Annotated in this window: 17 protein-coding genes and 2 pseudogenes; 10 read left to right on the top strand and 9 right to left on the bottom strand. The window is 68.4% G+C overall.

From position 1 onward, the window contains the following. Positions 1 to 152: 152 nt before the first annotated feature. On the bottom strand, positions 153 to 1,091 hold the full coding sequence (locus tag E2651_RS29320; RefSeq protein ID WP_135334259.1) for a DUF3027 domain-containing protein: 939 nt from the start codon (positions 1,089 to 1,091) through the stop codon (positions 153 to 155). Between the two features lie 347 nt (positions 1,092 to 1,438). On the opposite strand from E2651_RS29320, the gene E2651_RS29310 reads away from it, so the two are divergent. The 4 genes from E2651_RS29310 (at position 1,439) to E2651_RS29295 (ending at position 5,001) form a co-directional block, all read left to right on the top strand. Further along, complete coding sequence (locus tag E2651_RS29310) at positions 1,439 to 2,854, top strand: MFS transporter (RefSeq protein ID WP_245239319.1); 1,416 nt, start codon at positions 1,439 to 1,441, stop codon at positions 2,852 to 2,854. A 110-nt stretch (positions 2,855 to 2,964) separates the two neighbouring features. Further along, on the top strand, positions 2,965 to 3,474 hold the full coding sequence (locus E2651_RS29305; RefSeq protein ID WP_135334258.1) for a DUF2771 domain-containing protein: 510 nt from the start codon (positions 2,965 to 2,967) through the stop codon (positions 3,472 to 3,474). Next, positions 3,444 to 4,139, top strand: coding sequence for a futalosine hydrolase (locus tag E2651_RS29300; protein WP_135334257.1), 696 nt, complete (start codon positions 3,444 to 3,446; stop codon positions 4,137 to 4,139). The genes E2651_RS29305 and E2651_RS29300 overlap by 31 nt, the downstream gene beginning before the upstream one ends. Then, a complete protein-coding gene (locus E2651_RS29295) occupies positions 4,132 to 5,001 on the top strand; it encodes a 1,4-dihydroxy-6-naphthoate synthase (RefSeq protein WP_135334256.1) in 870 nt (289 codons plus the stop codon). The genes E2651_RS29300 and E2651_RS29295 overlap by 8 nt, the downstream gene beginning before the upstream one ends. Positions 5,002 to 5,067: 66 nt before the next feature. Here the strand turns inward: E2651_RS29295 and E2651_RS45995 are convergent, their stop codons facing one another. Together E2651_RS45995 and E2651_RS29285 are read right to left on the bottom strand one after the other, a co-directional pair. Then, the gene (locus E2651_RS45995) at positions 5,068 to 5,451 is read right to left on the bottom strand and encodes a cold-shock protein (protein ID WP_055701393.1); all 384 of its coding nucleotides are present in this window, start codon (positions 5,449 to 5,451) and stop codon (positions 5,068 to 5,070) included. A 173-nt stretch (positions 5,452 to 5,624) separates the two neighbouring features. Next, positions 5,625 to 5,696: pseudogene (locus tag E2651_RS29285) on the bottom strand (helix-turn-helix domain-containing protein); the annotation flags it as partial. Positions 5,697 to 6,128: 432 nt separating this feature from the next. Here E2651_RS29285 and E2651_RS29280 point away from each other — a divergent pair. After that, entirely contained in the window at positions 6,129 to 6,662 is a 534-nt protein-coding gene (locus E2651_RS29280) for a YrhB domain-containing protein (RefSeq protein ID WP_135334255.1), read from the top strand. On the opposite strand, the gene E2651_RS29275 is transcribed toward E2651_RS29280, so the two are convergent. The 4 genes from E2651_RS29275 to E2651_RS29260 all read right to left on the bottom strand — a co-directional run bounded on the left by E2651_RS29275 (position 6,631) and on the right by E2651_RS29260 (position 11,277). Further along, the gene (locus E2651_RS29275) at positions 6,631 to 7,548 is read right to left on the bottom strand and encodes an IS5 family transposase (protein ID WP_245239320.1); all 918 of its coding nucleotides are present in this window, start codon (positions 7,546 to 7,548) and stop codon (positions 6,631 to 6,633) included. The two genes, E2651_RS29280 and E2651_RS29275, sit on opposite strands and share 32 nt — an antisense overlap. 104 nt (positions 7,549 to 7,652) lie before the next feature. Further along, complete coding sequence (locus tag E2651_RS29270) at positions 7,653 to 8,072, bottom strand: actin depolymerization factor/cofilin-like domain-containing protein (RefSeq protein WP_167828923.1); 420 nt, start codon at positions 8,070 to 8,072, stop codon at positions 7,653 to 7,655. A gap of 103 nt (positions 8,073 to 8,175) precedes the next feature. Beyond that, positions 8,176 to 9,651: an NF041680 family putative transposase gene (locus E2651_RS29265; RefSeq protein ID WP_135334253.1), complete on the bottom strand. Its 1,476-nt coding sequence runs from the start codon at positions 9,649 to 9,651 to the stop codon at positions 8,176 to 8,178. Positions 9,652 to 9,786: 135 nt separating this feature from the next. Continuing rightward, positions 9,787 to 11,277, bottom strand: coding sequence for a recombinase family protein (locus E2651_RS29260; RefSeq protein ID WP_135334252.1), 1,491 nt, complete (start codon positions 11,275 to 11,277; stop codon positions 9,787 to 9,789). Between the two features lie 361 nt (positions 11,278 to 11,638). Between E2651_RS29260 and E2651_RS29255 the strand changes: the two genes are divergently transcribed. Beyond that, positions 11,639 to 11,890 carry a hypothetical protein gene (locus tag E2651_RS29255; protein ID WP_135334251.1) on the top strand — a complete coding sequence of 84 codons (252 nt, stop codon included), beginning with the start codon at positions 11,639 to 11,641 and terminating at the stop codon, positions 11,888 to 11,890. Here E2651_RS29255 and E2651_RS29250 read toward each other — a convergent pair. Continuing rightward, positions 11,883 to 12,512: an HAD hydrolase-like protein gene (locus E2651_RS29250; protein ID WP_209446274.1), complete on the bottom strand. Its 630-nt coding sequence runs from the start codon at positions 12,510 to 12,512 to the stop codon at positions 11,883 to 11,885. The two genes, E2651_RS29255 and E2651_RS29250, sit on opposite strands and share 8 nt — an antisense overlap. Positions 12,513 to 12,647: 135 nt before the next feature. Here E2651_RS29250 and E2651_RS29245 point away from each other — a divergent pair, with 135 nt between their 5' ends. Genes E2651_RS29245 through E2651_RS29230 form a run of 4 tightly spaced genes read left to right on the top strand, consistent with a single transcriptional unit; the run spans position 12,648 to position 16,583 of the window. Then, positions 12,648 to 13,646 carry an iron ABC transporter permease gene (locus E2651_RS29245; RefSeq protein ID WP_135334250.1) on the top strand — a complete coding sequence of 333 codons (999 nt, stop codon included), beginning with the start codon at positions 12,648 to 12,650 and terminating at the stop codon, positions 13,644 to 13,646. Further along, the gene (locus E2651_RS29240; RefSeq protein ID WP_135334249.1) at positions 13,646 to 14,731 is read left to right on the top strand and encodes an iron ABC transporter permease; all 1,086 of its coding nucleotides are present in this window, start codon (positions 13,646 to 13,648) and stop codon (positions 14,729 to 14,731) included. The genes E2651_RS29245 and E2651_RS29240 overlap by 1 nt, the downstream gene beginning before the upstream one ends. Then, entirely contained in the window at positions 14,728 to 15,576 is an 849-nt protein-coding gene (locus E2651_RS29235; protein ID WP_135334248.1) for an ABC transporter ATP-binding protein, read from the top strand. The genes E2651_RS29240 and E2651_RS29235 overlap by 4 nt, the downstream gene beginning before the upstream one ends. 23 nt (positions 15,577 to 15,599) lie before the next feature. Next, the gene (locus E2651_RS29230; RefSeq protein WP_135334260.1) at positions 15,600 to 16,583 is read left to right on the top strand and encodes an iron-siderophore ABC transporter substrate-binding protein; all 984 of its coding nucleotides are present in this window, start codon (positions 15,600 to 15,602) and stop codon (positions 16,581 to 16,583) included. Between the two features lie 18 nt (positions 16,584 to 16,601). Here E2651_RS29230 and E2651_RS44200 read toward each other — a convergent pair. Continuing rightward, a pseudogene (locus E2651_RS44200) lies at positions 16,602 to 17,289 on the bottom strand (hypothetical protein); the annotation flags it as partial.

Here is a 17,289-nt window from a genome sequence, read left to right as displayed (position 1 = left end):
GCCTGGGGCTGGTGGGTGGGAAAAGCGCGGGAGTGGGCCCGACTCGCCGCACAGACGGAAGTGAACGGCGCACACAGAGACCCGGGGCGAGGGCAAAACGCCCGCGCGGAGCGCGGAGGGGCCGGGGGCCCACCCCGGGTCCGCCGCGGAGCTCAGGAGTGGCCGAGGTCCTCGCTGGGGCCCTCCGGGGAGACCGAGCCCGAGTCGGAGGACGGGCGCAGGGGGAGGACGTCGACCCGGGTCTCGTCCAGCACCGGTTCCGCCGGGCGGGAAGGGCGCGGCATGACGGCCGCCTCGGAGTGGCCCCCGCAGCCGTACGCGAGAGACACCATCTGGCCGTCCGCCGGACTGAACTCGTTCGCGCACACCCCGAACGCCTGGCCGAGCGATCCACCGATCGGCGCGAGGAACCCGCAGCTGACGCACGTCGCCGGCGCCGCCTGCGCCATCGCGGTCTTCGCGCCGTGCGACTCCTCCCAGCGATCGGCCGCGGCATGCAGGCCGTACCGGGAAAGGACACGGGCCCGGCGCATGCCGAGTTCGTCGGCGAGCGCGGCGATGGAGCCGCGCGCGGGTGCCAGCGGCAGCTCGGCCGGCGGGCCCGACGTCACCTCGGCGTCCTCCGCCTCGACCAGTTCCGCCATCTCCTCGGATACCGCGGAATTCGGCGGCGGCTCCTCCTCGCCGGAGAAGCCGGGCTCCAGGCGGAGGTCCTCGGCGTCGGTCGGGAGGAGGTCGCCCGGGCCCATGTCGCCGGGGCGAAGGCGCTCGCTCCACGGCACCCACTCGGGGGCGAGCAGCGCATCGGGGCCCGGAAGGAGCACCGTCTCATCGAGCGTGACGAACTTGGCCCGCGAGGCACGGGCCACCGTCACCGCCCAGCGCCAGCCCCGGTAGCCGAACTCCTTGCATTCGAACAGGTGCGTGACCACGCGGTCGCCCTCGACCACGACATCGACATGCTCACCGACCACACCCGGCGCTGCGGCCTCCTCGGCCGCCTCACGGGCAAGGCCCACCGCCTCGGCGCACAGGCGGTCGGGAGTACGCGGGGTACGCGGGGTACGGCTTCGCGTTGTCGCTGCGCTCACAGGTATCGCTTCTCTCCTACGCCGTCTCACGAGTGCGCCACCCATACGTGGGAGTGCGGACGGAGCGGACCAAAGGGCCGCGTCGACGTCCGCGCCCTAACGTCCTCGGGCGCACCTACGTCATCCATTCTGCGGGATGACCGAGAGGCGCGCGGCCAAGAACTACCGCCGCAGGCGCGCTACGCACGCTACCTTCTCCTGGCCCCTGGGCCTACACCGGCGTGCCCGGCCCCCTGCGGCGGAGGGGCACCCTGCCGTCGCTTCACGGCGGTTTTTCCCTGCCGCCCACCCGAATACCCCGCAGTCGGTGCGCGCTAGCCCGACTCATAAAGGGGCACTATGACGAGGTGGCCGCCGCAAGGTCGTCGTCTCAGAAATCCAGCGGAACGGGCTCGGCGCTGAGCAGGGCCGTCCGCTCGGTCGGCCGCGCCCTGCAGCTGCCCTTCACCGGCACCGCCCGCGGCATCCGGAAGGCCACGCACGCGCACGGCGCGGGCGAATCCGGGCTCGGGAAGCTCATCGAGCTGCATGCCGTGAACGGCGCGGGCGACGTCATGATCACCGTCGCGCTCGCGTCGACCGTGTTCTTCTCCGTGCCGACGGACGAGGCCCGCGGCCGTGTCGCTCTCTATCTCGCCATCACGATGCTGCCCTTCACGCTGCTCGCCCCGGTCATCGGCCCGCTCCTGGACCGCCTGCCGCACGGCCGCCGCTATGCGATGGCCGCCGCGATGCTGGCCCGCGCCCTGCTCGCCCTGCTGCTCTCGGAGGCGGTGATCTCGGGGAGCATCGAGCTCTATCCCGCCGCGCTGGGGGTGCTCGTGGCGTCCAAGGCGTACGGGGTGGTGCGCAGTGCCGTCGTGCCCAGGCTGTTGCCCGCCGGGTTCTCGCTGGTCAAGGCCAATTCCAGGGTCACCCTCGGTGGACTGCTCGCCACCGGGATCGCCGCGCCCATCGGCGCGGGGCTACAGTCCCTCGGCGCCCGCTGGCCGCTCTACGGCGCCTTTGTGATCTTCATCGCCGGGATGTTCCTCTCCCTCTCGCTGCCGCCCAAGGTCGACTCCGCGAAGGGCGAGCACAAGGCGCTGCTCGCCGCCGACGAGGAGCATCTGCATCTGCACGCGCGAGCCGAAGCCGCGGCGGACACGAGCAAGAAGCGGCGCCTGGGGCTGCGTACCGTCGGACCGGCCGTCACCCACGCCCTGGCCGTCAACGCCGCGCTGCGCTGCCTCTCCGGGTTTCTGATCTTCTTCCTCGCCTTTCTGCTGCGCGAGGAGCCGCTCGCCGGACAGAGCGCCGCGGTGTCCCTGGGGATAGTCGCCGTCGCGGCGGGGGTGGGCAACGCGCTGGGCACGGCCGTAGGCGCCCTGCTGAAGTCGCGGGCGCCCGAGATCATCATCGTGACCGTCGTCGCCTTCGTCCTCGGCGTCGCGATCACCGCCGCGCTGTTCTTCTCGGCGGCGGGCGTCGCCTGTCTCGGCGCCGTCGCGGGCTTCGCGCAGGCCATGTCGAAGCTGTCCCTGGACGCACTGATCCAGCGGGACGTACCGGAAGAGGTGCGGACCTCCGCCTTCGCGCGCTCCGAGACGACGCTCCAGGTGGCCTGGGTGATCGGCGGCGGCATCGGCATGGCACTGCCGCTGAACGGGACGCTCGGTATGACGGTGGCCGCGACGATCGTCGCCATCGGCTGGCTGACGACCGTGCGGGGCCTGCTCTCGGCGGCCCGGCACGGCGGGCAGCGGCGGCGCCGGGTGGCGTGAGTCCGGCACATTGAGGGGCGCGGGACACAAGCGGCACGCAAATGGCGGGGTGCGGCACGCCGCGACCCCCACGTGGCGGGACGGCACGGGGTGCCCGATAGCCTTCGCCCATGACCTCCCTGCTCCGCGGCGGAGCCGCACACGTCCACAGCTCGGCGCGCCGTCGCCGTTCCGTGGCTGCCATTGGCGCTGTCTCCGCCGGACTCCTCGTCCTGTCCGCCTGCGACAAGCCGACGCCGCTCGCCACCGTCACGGTCGGCGGCAACTCGGTGAACACCGAGGCCTCCTGCTACAACGACGGCGATGAGCTCAAGCAGTCCCAGCTCCAGGGCTGTCTGAAGGACAAGGACGTCAAGTCCATCAAGGTCGATCCCGACGAGAAGGTCCGCTTCGGCGTCGACCCGGAGATCGCCGACAAGGGCTGGACGCTGCTGATGAACGGTCAGCCGCTCACCGAGTCCAGCGACAAGACGTACGTCGTCATCCCCGGCAGCGTCTTCTTCAACCAGCAGTACGGCGGCGGCACCAACGCCACCACCGTCAGCCTGCTCGAGGGCGGCAAGGGCTCCGACTCCAAGGCGACGGGCCTGTGGTCGTTCAAGCTCGAGAAGGACTCCTGACCGTCACGTCCTCGGTGTCCTCCGTACGTGTTCTGGTGGCCACCGCCGTCCCGGCCGAACGGGACGCGGTGGCCAAGGGCCTGCCCACTGAGTACGGCGATGTCGTCGCCGCCGGGGTGGGTCCCGCCGCCGCTGCCGCGCACACCGCGGCCGCCCTCGCGCGCGGCTCGTACGGCCTCGTGGTGTCCGCCGGAATCGGCGGCGGCTTCCAGCCCGACGCGCCCGTCGGCTCCCTCGTCGTCGCCGACGAGATCACCGCGGCCGATCTGGGCGCCGAGACGCCCGACGGGTTCCTGCCGGTCACCGAGCTCGGGTTCGGTGCCGTCACCCATCTCCCGCCGCGTTCCCTCGCACGCGACCTGGCCGCCGCGACCGGCGGCCGCACGGGCGGCATCCTCACCGTCTCCACCGTGACCGGCTCCGCCGAGCGCGCCGCCGAGCTGCGGCGGCGTCATCCCGGCGCGCTCGCCGAGGCGATGGAAGGGTTCGGGGTCGCCGAGGCGGCGGCCGCGTACGGACTGCCCGTCCTGGAGATCCGCGCGGTCTCCAACGCCGTCGGGCCGCGGGACCGCGGCGCCTGGCGGATCGGCGACGCGCTCGCCGCGTTGAGCGACGCGTTCGGGAAGTTCGCGCCCGTACTGGAGAGTTGGAAGAGGCATGACTGAGACCCAGGCCCAGGTGGACCGGCCGCTGCAGATCGCGTACTCGCCCTGCCCCAACGACACGTTCGTCTTCGACGCCTGGGCGCACGGCCGGGTGCCGGGCGCGCCCGAGCTCGATGTCACGTTCGCCGACATCGACATCACCAACGGCATGGCGGAGCGCGGCGAGTTCGACGTACTGAAGGTCTCGTACGCGGTGCTGCCCTGGGTCCTCGACGAGTACGCGCTGCTGCCGTGCGGCGGGGCGCTCGGGCGCGGCTGCGGTCCGCTGGTGCTCACCCGGGAGCCGGGCGTCGACCTCACCGGCAAGACGGTGGCGGTGCCGAGCGAGAAGTCGACGGCGTATCTGCTGTTCCGGCTCTGGGCCGCGGACACCCTGACCGGTGGTGGCGTCGGTGAGATCGTGGTGCTGCCCTTCGACCAGATCATGCCCGCGGTGCGGGACGGGAAGGTCGACGCGGGGCTCGTCATCCACGAGGCGCGCTTCACCTATCAGAACTACGGCCTGCACTGCCTCGCGGACATGGGCGAGCACTGGGAGCAGAAGACACGCCTTCCGATCCCGCTGGGCGCGATCATCGCCAAGCGGTCGCTCGGCGCCGAGCGGCTGCGGCAGCTCGCCGACGCGGCGCGGACGTCGGTGCGGATGGCCTGGGACGACCCCGAGGCGTCCCGCCCTTATGTACTGGAGCACGCGCAGGAGATGGACCCGGCGGTCGCCGACCAGCACATCGGGCTGTACGTCAACGAGTTCACCGCGGATCTCGGGGAGAGCGGATACGCGGCGGTCCGCGGGCTGCTCACGCGGGCGGCCGCTGAGGGACTTGTCCCGGCGCTTGCGCCCGGCGCGTTGAATTTCGGCTAGATATCGCAGCCGGGGCGGGCCGAAAATCTTCGGCCCGCCCCGATTCCGAACAGTTCGGCCGGGCGTCTAGACGTCCAACTGGTCCGCCACCGCACGGAGCAGGCCCGCGATCTTCGCGCCGGAGGCCTTGTCCGGGTAGCGGCCCTTCTCCAGCATCGGCGTGATGTTCTCGAGGAGCGTCGTCAAGTCCTGCACGATGGACGCCAGTTCGTCCGGCTTGCGGCGCTGGGCCGCCGCCACCGACGGGGTCGGGTCGAGAATCGTGACCGAAAGGGCCTGGTCACCACGCTGGCCTGCGACGACGCCGAACTCGACGCGCTGTCCGGGCTTGAGTGTGTCGACGCCGGCGGGCAGTACGGAGGAATGCACGAAGACGTCGCCGCCGTCATCGCGGGAGAGAAAGCCGAAGCCCTTCTCGCTGTTGAACCACTTGACCTTGCCAGTCGGCAAAGCACACGCTCCCTCGATCACTGCCGGACTGACACCGGACACCCTTGAACTGCCGTCATGACAGCCTACCGGGGCTCTCCCCAGCGACACACGGGCTTAATCACGCCTGGAAACACGACTGAGCCCCTACCTGTGTCGGCAGAGGCTCAGAGTGACTGAGGAAGGGTCAGGTACTAGCCAATGTGGCGGTAGAGAGTCGCGCGGGAGACTCCGAGAGCCTTGGCAATGGCGGAGACGCTTTCACCCTTGGCCGTACTTCCATCATCTCACCCACCACTGACAAACAGACATCAGTCATTCCGCTTACGGCCGGGGCCGACGTTTACTCCTTCTCCAGTCGTGTTTCGCGAAGTTGACCACCGGGCAGGACCGGGTCTCTGGCCACGTGGGGTTTTGATGGATTCACAACTCATTGCTGCTCTGCTCGGAGGTACCGGCGTGGCCACAGGTGGGCTTATAGCTGGTGCGTTCGGTCTCCTGAAAGGGAGGCAGGAGAACGCCACTCAGGAGCGCAAGCATCAATTGGAAGAGCGTTCACGGCATCGAGACGTACGCAGGGATATCTATGCCCAGTTCCTCAAGAATGCGGGACGAGTCTCTGAGACCGCGTTTGAGATCTCAGCGCGCAACGCCAGCGTGATCGGAAACCCGGTTGACCCGTGGTGAATGATGAGGGCGTGATCTCCAAGGAACGCGCCGTCGAGCTCGTTGAGTCGCTGTTGGCCGCAGAGCGGCTGACATGGGCGGGGCCGGTCCGCGAGCTGGCCATCTACGGCGTGGAGGAGCACGCGGTGGGCTGGCTCGTTTTCTGGAACTCGGCAGAGTACGCCCGCACCCGTGATCCGCGCGCCAACCTTGTTGGCAGCGGCCCTTACCTGGTGGACCGGTACGACGGGAGCATCCACCACATCCCCGCCACCACGTGGATAGCCGAGGACTGGGAGGAGCTCTACCTCCGGCAGATCAAAGGCGTCAGGGCGCCTGACCCACTGGCCGCCTCTGTCCGCGCACTCGTGAACTCCGCCGGGGTTGTGGCCGCGATGAGCCACCTCCGAAAGCAGGCCCCGCGCTTGAGCCTGCAGGAGGCAAGGACCTACGTCATGGCCGTCCGGGACGGAGCCGAGCCGTCGGAAGAGCTGGTGAACCTCACCCGGGAAAAGGAGACCTGTCCGCCTCTGTCTATCGAAACGCTGGCTGGCCCGGTCCAGTAGCGGTTCGGTCGAGAGGGCGAGGTCCAGGCCGTGTTGCTGGTCCACGGCGGGTGAGTCGACGGATCATGATGCCGATCATCGCCCAGCGGATCATGGTCTCCGAATGCGCCGGGCTCGTCTCGTAATCACGGGCCAGGCGTCGGTTGGCGGTGATCCACGATAGCGTGCGTTCGATTGCCCACCGCTTCGGTTGTACTTGGAAACCTCGCTGGTCAGGGTCCTTGCGAACAATTTCCAGCTCGCGGTCGAGGATCTGGGTGGCCCAGTCCACCAAGCGGCCAGCGAAGCCCTGGTCGGCCCAGATCTTCCGCACGCTCGGATGGTCGAGGCGGGCCCACAGCAGCGGGCGTTTTCCGCCGTCGCGGTCCTGCACGTTCGCGGCGACCACGTGGACGGCCAGGAGGAGGCCGAGCGTGTCGGTCACGAGGAACCGCTTGCGGCCCTTGACTTTCTTGCCCGCATCGAAACCCCTGGTGGCCGCGGGGACGGTGTCGGCGGTGCGCACGGACTGCGAGTCGATCAGTCCCGCGCTCGGTTCGGCGCCACGGCCCTTGGCCTCGCGGACCTGGTCGCGAAGGACGTCGTGGATTCGCTCGACTGCCCCGTCGTCGTGCCACCACGTGAAGTACCAGTACACCGTGGGCCATGGCGCGAAGTCCTTCGGTAGCTGCCGCCAAGCGCACCCGGTCCGCACGACATAGAAGATCGCGTCCACGATTCGCCGCCGCGGATGCTTCTCCCGCCGGCCGCCTCTCGGGCCCACCCTCGCGGGCGGCAGCAACGGCTCCACAAGAGCCCACTGGTCATCCGTCAGGTCGGACGGGTACCCACCCTCAGCAGCACTCACGTGAGACTCAACGACCACCCGGGCCACTAGGCACCACAGATCTCAAACACGGTCTGAGCTTGAGTTTTAACGTCCTACGGGGTCGGCCCGGTCGAGCCAACCCCGTACGGACATATGCCGGACCCCGTCGCGATGGCGGTAGGTCACTTGCCGCGGGTGAACCTTCCGACGACAGTGGCCTGATCCAAGTCGCTGAGGTCCGCCGCCTCGATGTTCGCGGCGACGCCCTGAAGACTCTTGGCGATCGCTTCCTTGGAGTACGCGTAGATCAACCTTTTCCTGATCGGGGCGACCATGGGGCTCCACAGGACAAAGCAGATCCTGGACCGTAGTCCCTCTCCTGGTGCCATCTCATACTCAAGGTCGTAGACGGCGTAGCGGCAGTCCTTTTCGGGGAAGGCGTCGACAAACTCATCCCACGGCGCTGTCCGCGATCCCACCTTCTCGACCACGATTCCCTTGAGGTCATCCCTGACTTTGAAGATCACATACCTGTACTGTCGCTCCTTCAGCTCCTGGTACCTCTCAAAGCAGCTGTCCTCGACCGCAATCCCCGATGACATGGTCTCTCCTTCCTGCCGAGGGCGCCCGGGACGGCTCCGGCCGGTGCGTGCGACCAGCATGGCACTCCGGGGCTCGACCACTCCGCCGCCACACTCTTGAGTCTTATCCAGTTCGCCGGGGTTTGGTGCCGACCTTGTGGTGGGTGGGTCGTTGGTAGGGCTGGCCGGTAGCGAGGACTCTGCCCACGTCATAGCGGGCGGCGGGGTGCCGGTTCTTCGATCCTGGTAGGCGGCCGGGTCCGGGGCGTGTGGGTTTCGGTGCCCTGGCTGGTGAAGCGGTCTCGGGGCGGAGGTTTCTGAACCCCCGTCGGACGCGGGCCGGGGTGAGCCGTTCGGGCGGGGTCGGTTTCTCCCAGGGGTGCCGCAAGTCCTGTGCGAGGGGGCGGGCGAGCCGGAGCTGGGTGTGAGCGGCAACCACGAGCCACGTCCAGCGGTCCGCGGCCTCGGGGGTGCGGATCTTGGGACGGGTCCAGCCCAGGGTCTGCTTCCAGAAGCGGAAGGTGTGCTCGACATCGAATCTTCTCAGGAAGGTCTGCCAGCAGCGGTCGACGTCAGCCGCGGTGGCGCCGGTCTTGGAGCACCACAGCCAGACCGGCTTCGGATCACCGCCCGAGGGCAGGTGCTCGACCTGAAGGCGGACCACCGTGCCCTCGATGACGGGCAGTTCCGTCGTGTGGTCGAGCCAGGCCGCCCGTCGGGTCAGCCTCGGGTGGAGCCGGTCCCAGGCCCTGGCGGTCGCTTTCCCGTAGCGGCGGGTTTCGGTGACCGTGGCCGCGTGCTCGCCGCCCCAGGTGTCGGGTTTGCCGAAGACGAACTCGCCTCCGTGCTTGGGCGGACGTCCGCCATCGGGATGCTCCCGATGGAACTCCTCGCGGGAAGGTGCCGGTCGGCGCATCACCCGGTCTGAGCGCGTCCGTCCCAGGATCTCGATGGGCAGGTCGGCCAGCAGGTGAGCAAGGCGCGGGGCGTCGTAGCCGGCGTCGACCACGATCATGATGTCCAGATCGCCCGTCTGCCACTGCCCTGCCGCGACGAGGCGGTCGACGACCTCCCGGATCTGCGCGGTGGTGACCGCAGCGACATCGGCACCGGGCTCCAGCCGGATCGCGTCCAGGACCGCCGTCCACGACGTCCGGCCGGTCTCCAGGGCGGCCACGATCGAGTAGGGCCAGCCAGGGATCATGAGGTGCTTGTTGTCGCCGTACCCGTAGGTGTGGCAAAAGCACCGGTCAGGGGCGGTATCCGCGTCCGGCCGCAGCCACGGTGACACGTCAACGGCCAGGACCAGGCGGCCGTCGGCCGCCTTCGGCAGCGGGACGGAGACCAGGGCCCGTCGCAGCCGGTCCACATCGAGGCGCCCATGGTTCAGTCCCGCGTACAGGGCTCCGTGCCCACGCCGATGTTCCGGCGCGAGTGCCAGACTGACCAGCGTCTTCACCGGGCCGTCCGCACACAGCAACGCGTCGGTGAGTTCGAACAATGCGTCGCTGCGGGCCGTCATGGACGCGTACAACTCCGTCCGGAAATGTGACAGCACCCCGAACGGCTTCCGCTGGACATCGTGATGCAGCAGACTCACTCCTACGGCCTTCGGTTGATCCCTTGCCTCTGTGACGGAGCAAGGATCAGACGAAGGCCGCCCCGCTGTACGGCGGTTATCACCATGAGTGATCAAGTTCGAGGAACGATTCGACCCGCGAGGATAAAACTAAAGCTAAGACTTGGCGAATGCCAATGCCTTCCACCTGTATTCTTCGGGAACGTTATGGCTAATCACTAGCCTTGCCGTCTTTCCTTTCTTTCCTGGGCGGGAAAGGGCAAGCTCATTCGCCATGACCTGAATATCCCCCAGGTCCATTACCATTCCCTTCTGCCCCTCATCTGTTCCCTTATTCCAAGCCCAGATCTTTACGTCATAGGTGCGAAGGAATTCCCTACGGTCCTCCTGGTCTTTGGCTTCCCAGACTTCCCCGTACTTCTTACCCGTGGATTTCAGTTCAGGGTTAGCCCTTTCCTCTTCCTGCTTAGCCAGGAGAGCGACCTTTCCGGACAGGCTCTTATGCATGCGGCGGTAGGAATCTTCCTGTCCCGCACCGTCGTACTCCCCTGCCAGGAAGTCAGCTTCCAGCTTTTCCAGGCGTGCCCTAGCTGATTCCAGCTCCCTTGCCTGAGAGGGTCCGGTACCCGCCCTCTCGTACATGTCCCACTTGCCTACGATCCCTCGAATCTCCTGGTCAACCCACGTGTCGAGCACATCCGCACGGACATAGAGGCCACTCGTACAAGCCCCTCCCTTGAACTTGTTGGAGCAGCGGTAATACCTGTGTCCGGGAACTTTCGTACCGTCTTTCTTGGTGTGCCCGGAATTCAGAAGAGAAGTAACCGGCGCTCCACATCCTCCACACCGAGCAATACCAGCAAGCAGGCTCTTGGTGCTGGTACGGCTTTCCATTCCCTCAGGTTTGGGAGCGGGTTTGATCCGGTCTACCAGGTCCGTCCATTCATCCATGGACGCTAGGGGTTTCTCGGGAAGGATGATGGGCTCTCCGTCATCGTCCAATACAGCCTCCCCCTTGTACGTGTAGATACCGGGAACCCAAGAGGAGCGGATGAATTTATTGATGATGGTTGACTGCCACTGAGTTCCCTTGGTTTCCTCCCCCTTCAACTTCCTGAGATGGTCCCCCCATGTGAGTACGCCGCGGCCGTTGAAGTCTCGCGCAATTCGGTGTGTGGACTGTCCCTCACGGACGCGAGTGAAGATCTCTTCCACGTAGGGGTGGAAGTCCTGATCAATCTCCAGAACCTTCCTCTTGCCTCCCTCTACGGCTTTGATGCGGTAGCCGGTGGGAGGTGCTCCCGTAAGCCATGAACGGTTCTCCAGACGGCTCTGTACGCCGTTCAGGATGCGTGCCTGAATGGTGTCCCACTCAGCCTCAGCAAAGACGGCAGTCATACGGGCCATCATCTTGCCTTGGGGAGTGGAGAGGTCGAACCCCTCTTCTACACAGACGATGTACTTCCCGTTTTCCTGCGCCCATTCCAATAGCTCATTGAAGTGCATGGAGCGGCGGGTAAGCCTATCCATCTTGGCTGCAATGATCACGTCGAACTCATCAGCCTTGGACGTGAGCCAGCGTCCGAGCCGGGGGCGCTTGAAGGGGCTCATGGAGCCTGAGACGTCCGTGTCCTCTGCCTCCCCCACCAGACGCCGGACAGGAGCGGAGAGGCCACGTGGTGCCGGATCACGCCACGCTGCCACTCGATGGACGTAGAGCCGTCCGAGTCGGCAGAGAGGCGCAGGCACGAGAGGTAGCGGAGACCAGGAGTCATGAGGGGAGCGTAGCGCTCTCTGTGTGCCTAGCTAACCGGCTTGAACTTGCCGGTAGGCACGTGAAGTCCTCGTCCTCGTACTTGTCGTCGTACTCGTCTTATGCCGCGGAAAAACGGCTCTGGATAGCACTACAGCGGGTCGCCCGACCCGCCAGGACCAAGACTATTGGTCAGGGAGCCGGTGACAAGACGTCCCCGGTTTCTTCCTACGCGCTGGGAACTACCCTGGTGGGGTGCGTGACAAAACCCAAGCGAATTCCGCCGGACCGGGCGATGGCATGGTCCGTGCCGGAGCCATCGTCTTCTTCGTCGGAGCCGTGGCCACTCTGATCACAGTGGCCCCGCTGTTCCTCGGCTCGTGGCGCTTCCCGTCCATCGCGTACGCGGTGTGCATGCTGATGGGCGTCGGATTCCTCATCGCCGTGGCAGGAGTGCTGCGCGGTATCGCCGTCCAGCGCCGCCAGGCCCGCTCCGAGGCTACGTAGCGGCGCCGTCGGCGACGTACGACGCGAGCCAGGCGGGAAACTCCGTCAGGTCGGTGAGCACGACGTCCGCGCCCGCCGCGCGCAGTTCGGCTGCGTCGCACGGACCGGTCGCCACCGCGACGGACAGCGCGCCCGCCGTACGCGCGCCGCGTACATCACCGGTGTGATCGCCGACGTACACCGCCGCGTCGTGCTCGCGCAGCGCCTCCGCCTTCGCCTCGGCCCACAGCCAGCCGATCACCGCGTCCGCCTCGATGCCCAGATGCGCCAGGTGCAGCTTCGCGTTGGGCTCGTGCTTGGCGGTCACCACGATCGCGCGGCCACCGTGCGAGCCGACGGCGGCGACCGCCTCGCGGGCGCCGGTGAGCGCGGGCGTCGGGGCGATGGCGTATGTGGGATAGATCTCACGGTAGCGGTCGCCCATCTCCTGGATCTTGTCCTCGGGGAACCAGTGGCGCAGCTCCTCCTCCAGCGGCGGGCCGAGGCGCGTGATGGCCAGATCGGCGTCTATGTACGTGCCCGTCTCCGCGGACAGCGCCTCGTAGGCCGTCTTGATGCCGGGGCGTGAGTCGATCAGGGTCATGTCGAGGTCGAAGCCGACCGTCAGTGCGCGAGAGGTCATGGGCCCATTGTGCAGAGGCCCGACGGCCGGGGGACCGGGGTTAAAGTCGCCCTTAGGCTTAGCCAAGCCTTACCTCTGCTTCGCCCTGTCCCGCCCTGTCCTGTCCCGCCGATTTCTCCGAAACGAGCTCAGCCGATGCGTGTGCCAGCCAGACGCGCTGTCGCGATGACGGCGGCCGTCCTGGCCCTGCTGCTCGCGGTCCTGCTCAGCCTCTCCGTCGGCGCCCGCGCGATCGCGCCGTCCGCCGTCCTCGACGCCCTGCTGCACGGCGGGCACAGCGACGCCGCCGAGGTCGTCCGCGAGATGCGGGTGCCGCGCACCGTCATCGGCCTGATGGTGGGCGCCGCGCTCGCCCTGGCCGGCACCGTGCTGCAGGGCATCACCCGCAACCCCATCGCCGACCCCGGCATCCTCGGCGTCAGCCAGGGCGCGTCGGTGGGCGTCGTCATGGCGATCGCCTTCGCCGGGGTCCACACGCTGACCGGATACGTCTGGTACGCCTTCGTCGGCGCGGGCATCGCGTCCGTCGCGGTGTACGCGATCGCCGCGAGCGGACGGGGCGGGGCGACCCCCGTGAAGCTCGCGCTGGGCGGCGCCGCGATCAACGCCCTCCTTGTCTCCCTGACCACCGCCGTCCTCACCACCAAGGCGTCCGCCCTGGACGAGTTCCGCTTCTGGCAGGTGGGGTCGCTGTCCGGGCGTGACGCGGAGATCGTCGGGCAGATCTGGCCGTTCCTGTTGGTGGGTCTTGTGCTTGTGCTCTCCGTGGCGCGCGGGCTGGATGCGCTCGCCCTCGGGGAGGACGTGGCCAAGGGGCTCGGGCAGCGGGTCGCGACGGTGCGGATCATCGGCGGACTCGGGGCCACCGTGCTGACCGGCGTCGGGGTCGCGGCCGCCGGGCCGATCGCCTTCATCGGGCTCGCGGTCCCGCATATCGCTCGCGCGATCGTGGGCAGTGGTCATCGGTGGGTGCTGCCGATGGCTGCCGTCCTGGGGCCGGTGATGCTGCTCGTCTCCGACACGGTGGGGCGTGTCGTCTTTCCGCCGAGTGAGGTGCCTGCCGGGGTGATGACCGCGCTGATCGGGGTGCCGTTCCTTGTGGCTCTGGTGCGTCGGAAGGTGGTTGCCGCCTGATGGCCGTCGACTCGAAACTCCGCATCAAGCCTGCTGGGTACGCAGTGCTTCGGGTTCGGCGTGCCGCCTTCCTCGTGCACCGGCGGGGCGCCGTCGTCGCCGTCGGGCTCGCACTTCTCCTTGCCGCGAGCTGCCTCGCGTACCTCTGTGTCGGCGAGTCCTTCGTCCAGCCCGGCGAGGCCCTCAAGGTCGTCTTCGGGCAGCCGTCCCCCGACGAGCTGGTCGTGGGCACGCTGCGCGAACCCCGCATGGTCGTCGGGCTCCTCGTCGGCGCCGCGTTCGGCGTCGCCGGCGGGCTGATCCAGACCGTCGCCCGCAATCCCCTCGCGAGCCCCGACATCATCGGCATCAGCCAGGGCGCGAGCGCCGTCACGGTGGGGGCGATGACCCTCGGGGTCACCTCGTACACCGTGCTGCCGTACCTCTCGGTGCTCGGCGGTGTCGCCGCCGCCGCTCTCGTGTACGTCTTCGCCTGGCGCGGCGGCCTGCACGCCACCCGGTTCGTGCTGATCGGCATCGGCTTCGCGATCGCGCTGCGTTCCGTGACGACGCTCTTCATGACCAAGGGCGACTATCTCGTCGCCCAGCAGGCGCAGATCTGGATGACGGGCTCGCTCAACGGCCGCGGCTGGGCGGAGGCGGAGCCTCTCGGCCTGATCCTGCTCGTGCTGCTTCCGTTCATCGCGTGGGCGGCCCGCGCCCAGCGCTCCGTGACCCTGGACGACGACACGGCGACCGCGCTCGGGGTGCGCCTGGGGCACGTACGCCTCGGTCTCGTCCTGCTCGGCGTCGTCCTCGCCTCCGTGGCGACCGGCGCCGCGGGACCCGTCGACTTCGTCGCCCTGCTCGCCCCGCAGATCGCCCGCAGGATGACCCGCACCGCGCAGATCCCGCTGCTCTGCTCGGCGCTGCTCGGCGCGCTGATCGTGGTCCTGGCGGATCTGCTTGCCCGGCGTCTCTTCTCGCCGACCGAGCTGCCGGTCGGCGTGCTCACCGCGGCCGTCGGAGCCCCGTACCTGATCTGGCTGATCGTGAAAAGTCACAGCATCCGCAGCCGTTCCGTCCGCAATGGAGGCACCTCGTGACCGCCGCCCGCCTGAGCGCCCGCGAGCTGACCCTCGCCTACGAGGACCGGGAGGTCGTGCACGCCCTCGACCTCGCGATCCCGGACGGCGAGGTCACGGTCATCGTCGGCCCCAACGCGTGCGGGAAGTCGACCACCCTGCGGGCGCTCGGCCGCCTCCTCAAGCCGAAGAGCGGCGCGGTGCTGCTCGACGGCGAGGCCCTCGCCAAGCTCCCCACCAAGAAGATCGCCCAGCAGATCGGGCTGCTCCCGCAGACGCCCGTGGCACCCGAGGCGATCACCGTCGGCGACCTCGTCGCGCGCGGCCGCCAGCCGCACCAGAGCTGGTGGCAGCAGTGGTCGGACGAGGACGAGAAGGCGGTGACGGAGGCGATGGAACGTACCGACGTGTCCGCGCTCGCCGAACGCTCCGTCGACGAGCTCTCCGGCGGCCAGCGCCAGCGCGTATGGATCGCGATGGCGCTCGCCCAGGACACCGGCCTGCTGCTCCTCGACGAGCCGACCACCTACCTCGACATCTCCCACCAGGTGGAGGTGCTCGACCTGGTGCGCCAGCTCAACCACGACCGCGGCCGCACCGTGGTCGTCGTCCTGCACGACCTCAACCAGGCGGCCCGGTACGCCGACCACCTCGTCGCCATGAAGGAGGGCCGGATCGTCGCGGAGGGCGCACCGGCCGATGTCGTCACCGAGGAGCTCGTGCGCGAGGTCTTCGGTCTGGAGTGTGTGGTGGTGCCGGATCCCGTGACCGGATCGCCGTTGGTCGTGCCCGGGGCTCCGTGGGCCGCCAAGTCCCAACAGTCCCCCGAACCCTCATCCGCTCGAAAGGTGGCCCAACAGCCATGACAGCCATGACCGCCATGACCGCCATGACCGCCATGCCCAGCTCCCCGAACCGCCGCCGCGCGCTCGCCGCCGGGGCCCTCGTGCTCAGCGGTGCGCTCGCCCTTTCGGCCTGCGGGTCCTCGGACTCCTCCGACAAGGACTCTGCGGGCTCCGGCAAGACGCATGTCGTCAAGACGGCCATGGGGGATGTGAAGGTCCCGGTCGCGCCCGAGCGGGTCGTCGTGCTCGACACCGCCGAGCTGGACTCCGCGATCACGCTGGGCGTGCAGCCGGTCGGCGCCACGCACGTCGAGGCGTCCAAGGGCTTCCCGAGCTACCTGCCCAAGGACAAGGTCAGCGGCATCAAGGACGTGGGCGAGATGCTGAACCCGAACATGGAGGCCATCGCGGCCCTCCACCCGGACGTCATCCTCACCAGCAAGATCCGGCACGGCGCCAAGTACGACCAGCTCAAGCAGATCGCGCCGACCGTGATGACGGAGAACACCGGCTACCCCTGGAAGGAGAACTTCCAGGTGCACGCCGACGCGCTGGGCAAGCAGGCCGAGGCGAAGAAGGCCGTCGCGGACTACGACGCGCACGCCAAGAAGGTCACCACCGCCGTCGGCGGCCCGGAGAAGGCCAGGGCGACCGAGGTCAACGTCGTCCGCTTCGTGGAGGGTGCGGACATCCGCATCTACGGCGAGCGGACCTACATCGCCACGCTCCTCAAGGACGTCGGCCTGGGCCGCGCGCCGATCTCCGCGAAGGCGAAGGACGGCTTCTCGTACGACGTGTCGCCCGAGAAGATCGACCTCGCCGACACCGACGTCATCTTCCAGGCCACGTACGGCGATCCGAGGAAGGCCAAGCAGACGCAGACCACGGGCAGCGGCCTGTGGAAGAACATGAAGGCGGTCAAGTCGGGCAACGTCCACACGGTCGAGGACGAGCTGTGGATCCAGGGCATCGGCTACACCGCGGCGAACAAGATCCTGGACGAGATGCAGGCGGATCTGAAGAACTAGCTTGAACTCCCGCCTGACTCACGGCCGTTGCCGCTGCGATCTCCACAACAGGTAGAGCGCGGAGGCGACGGCCGCGCCGCGTACCACCCAGGGCCAGGTCTCGGCCATCGCGTCGTTCATGTGGCCGTCGCGGACGGGATCGCCCCAGCGGCCCTCGTTCCTGCCCCACAGCCAGGTGATCCCGGCGGCCACGGAGAGCCCGGGAAGGCCGAGCACGGCCCACTTCGCCTCGGCGCGGCTGAGCCTGCGCGAGGCGTAGGCGAGGAGCCAGCCGCCGCCGAGGGCAAGCCAGTTGCCGAGGATCGCGCCGACGGTGAGGAGCGCGGCGGCGAGCAGGAGCAGGGGGTTGCTGAAGCTGGGGCGGGCGTCGGCGGCAGTCTTCGGGCGGCGCAGCCGGAGGCGCCGCCTGGGCTCTTCTTCCTCTTCCTCTGCCCCTTCCTCTTCCTCTGCCTCTTCCTCTGCCTCTGCCTCCTCTTCGTCCTCCTCCCACTCCTCCTCTTCGGGCTCGTCGTCGGGGCGCTTCTTCGCCGGGGGCTTGAGGATTTCGGGGATCTCTACGCCGCCGACGAAGCCCGGCACGCTGTCGGCGAAGCCGAAGGGGCCGTTGCCGTCACCCCGCTCCACCCGCCACCAGTCGGGCTCGGAGCCGCTCGGGCCCAGCTCGTCCGTGCCGGCGAGGTGCGGCGGCGACGGGCGGAAGTCGTCC

The organism is Streptomyces sp. MZ04 (genome assembly GCF_004684775.1).
Lineage (GTDB): Bacteria > Actinomycetota > Actinomycetes > Streptomycetales > Streptomycetaceae > Streptomyces.
This window is presented reverse-complemented; position numbering and strand designations above follow the sequence as displayed.

Excerpts from the sequence above, each read along its gene's own strand:
- E2651_RS29305 (WP_135334258.1), top strand. The coding sequence starts at position 2,965 with ATGACCTCCCTGCTCCGCGGCGGAGCCGCACACGTCCACAGCTCGGCG.
- E2651_RS29295 (WP_135334256.1), top strand. The coding sequence starts at position 4,132 with ATGACTGAGACCCAGGCCCAGGTGGACCGGCCGCTGCAGATCGCGTAC.
- E2651_RS29270 (WP_167828923.1), bottom strand. The coding sequence starts at position 8,072 with ATGTCATCGGGGATTGCGGTCGAGGACAGCTGCTTTGAGAGGTACCAG.
- E2651_RS29250 (WP_209446274.1), bottom strand. The coding sequence starts at position 12,512 with ATGACCTCTCGCGCACTGACGGTCGGCTTCGACCTCGACATGACCCTG.
- E2651_RS29245 (WP_135334250.1), top strand. The coding sequence starts at position 12,648 with ATGCGTGTGCCAGCCAGACGCGCTGTCGCGATGACGGCGGCCGTCCTG.
- E2651_RS29240 (WP_135334249.1), top strand. The coding sequence starts at position 13,646 with ATGGCCGTCGACTCGAAACTCCGCATCAAGCCTGCTGGGTACGCAGTG.
- E2651_RS29230 (WP_135334260.1), top strand. The coding sequence starts at position 15,600 with ATGACCGCCATGCCCAGCTCCCCGAACCGCCGCCGCGCGCTCGCCGCC.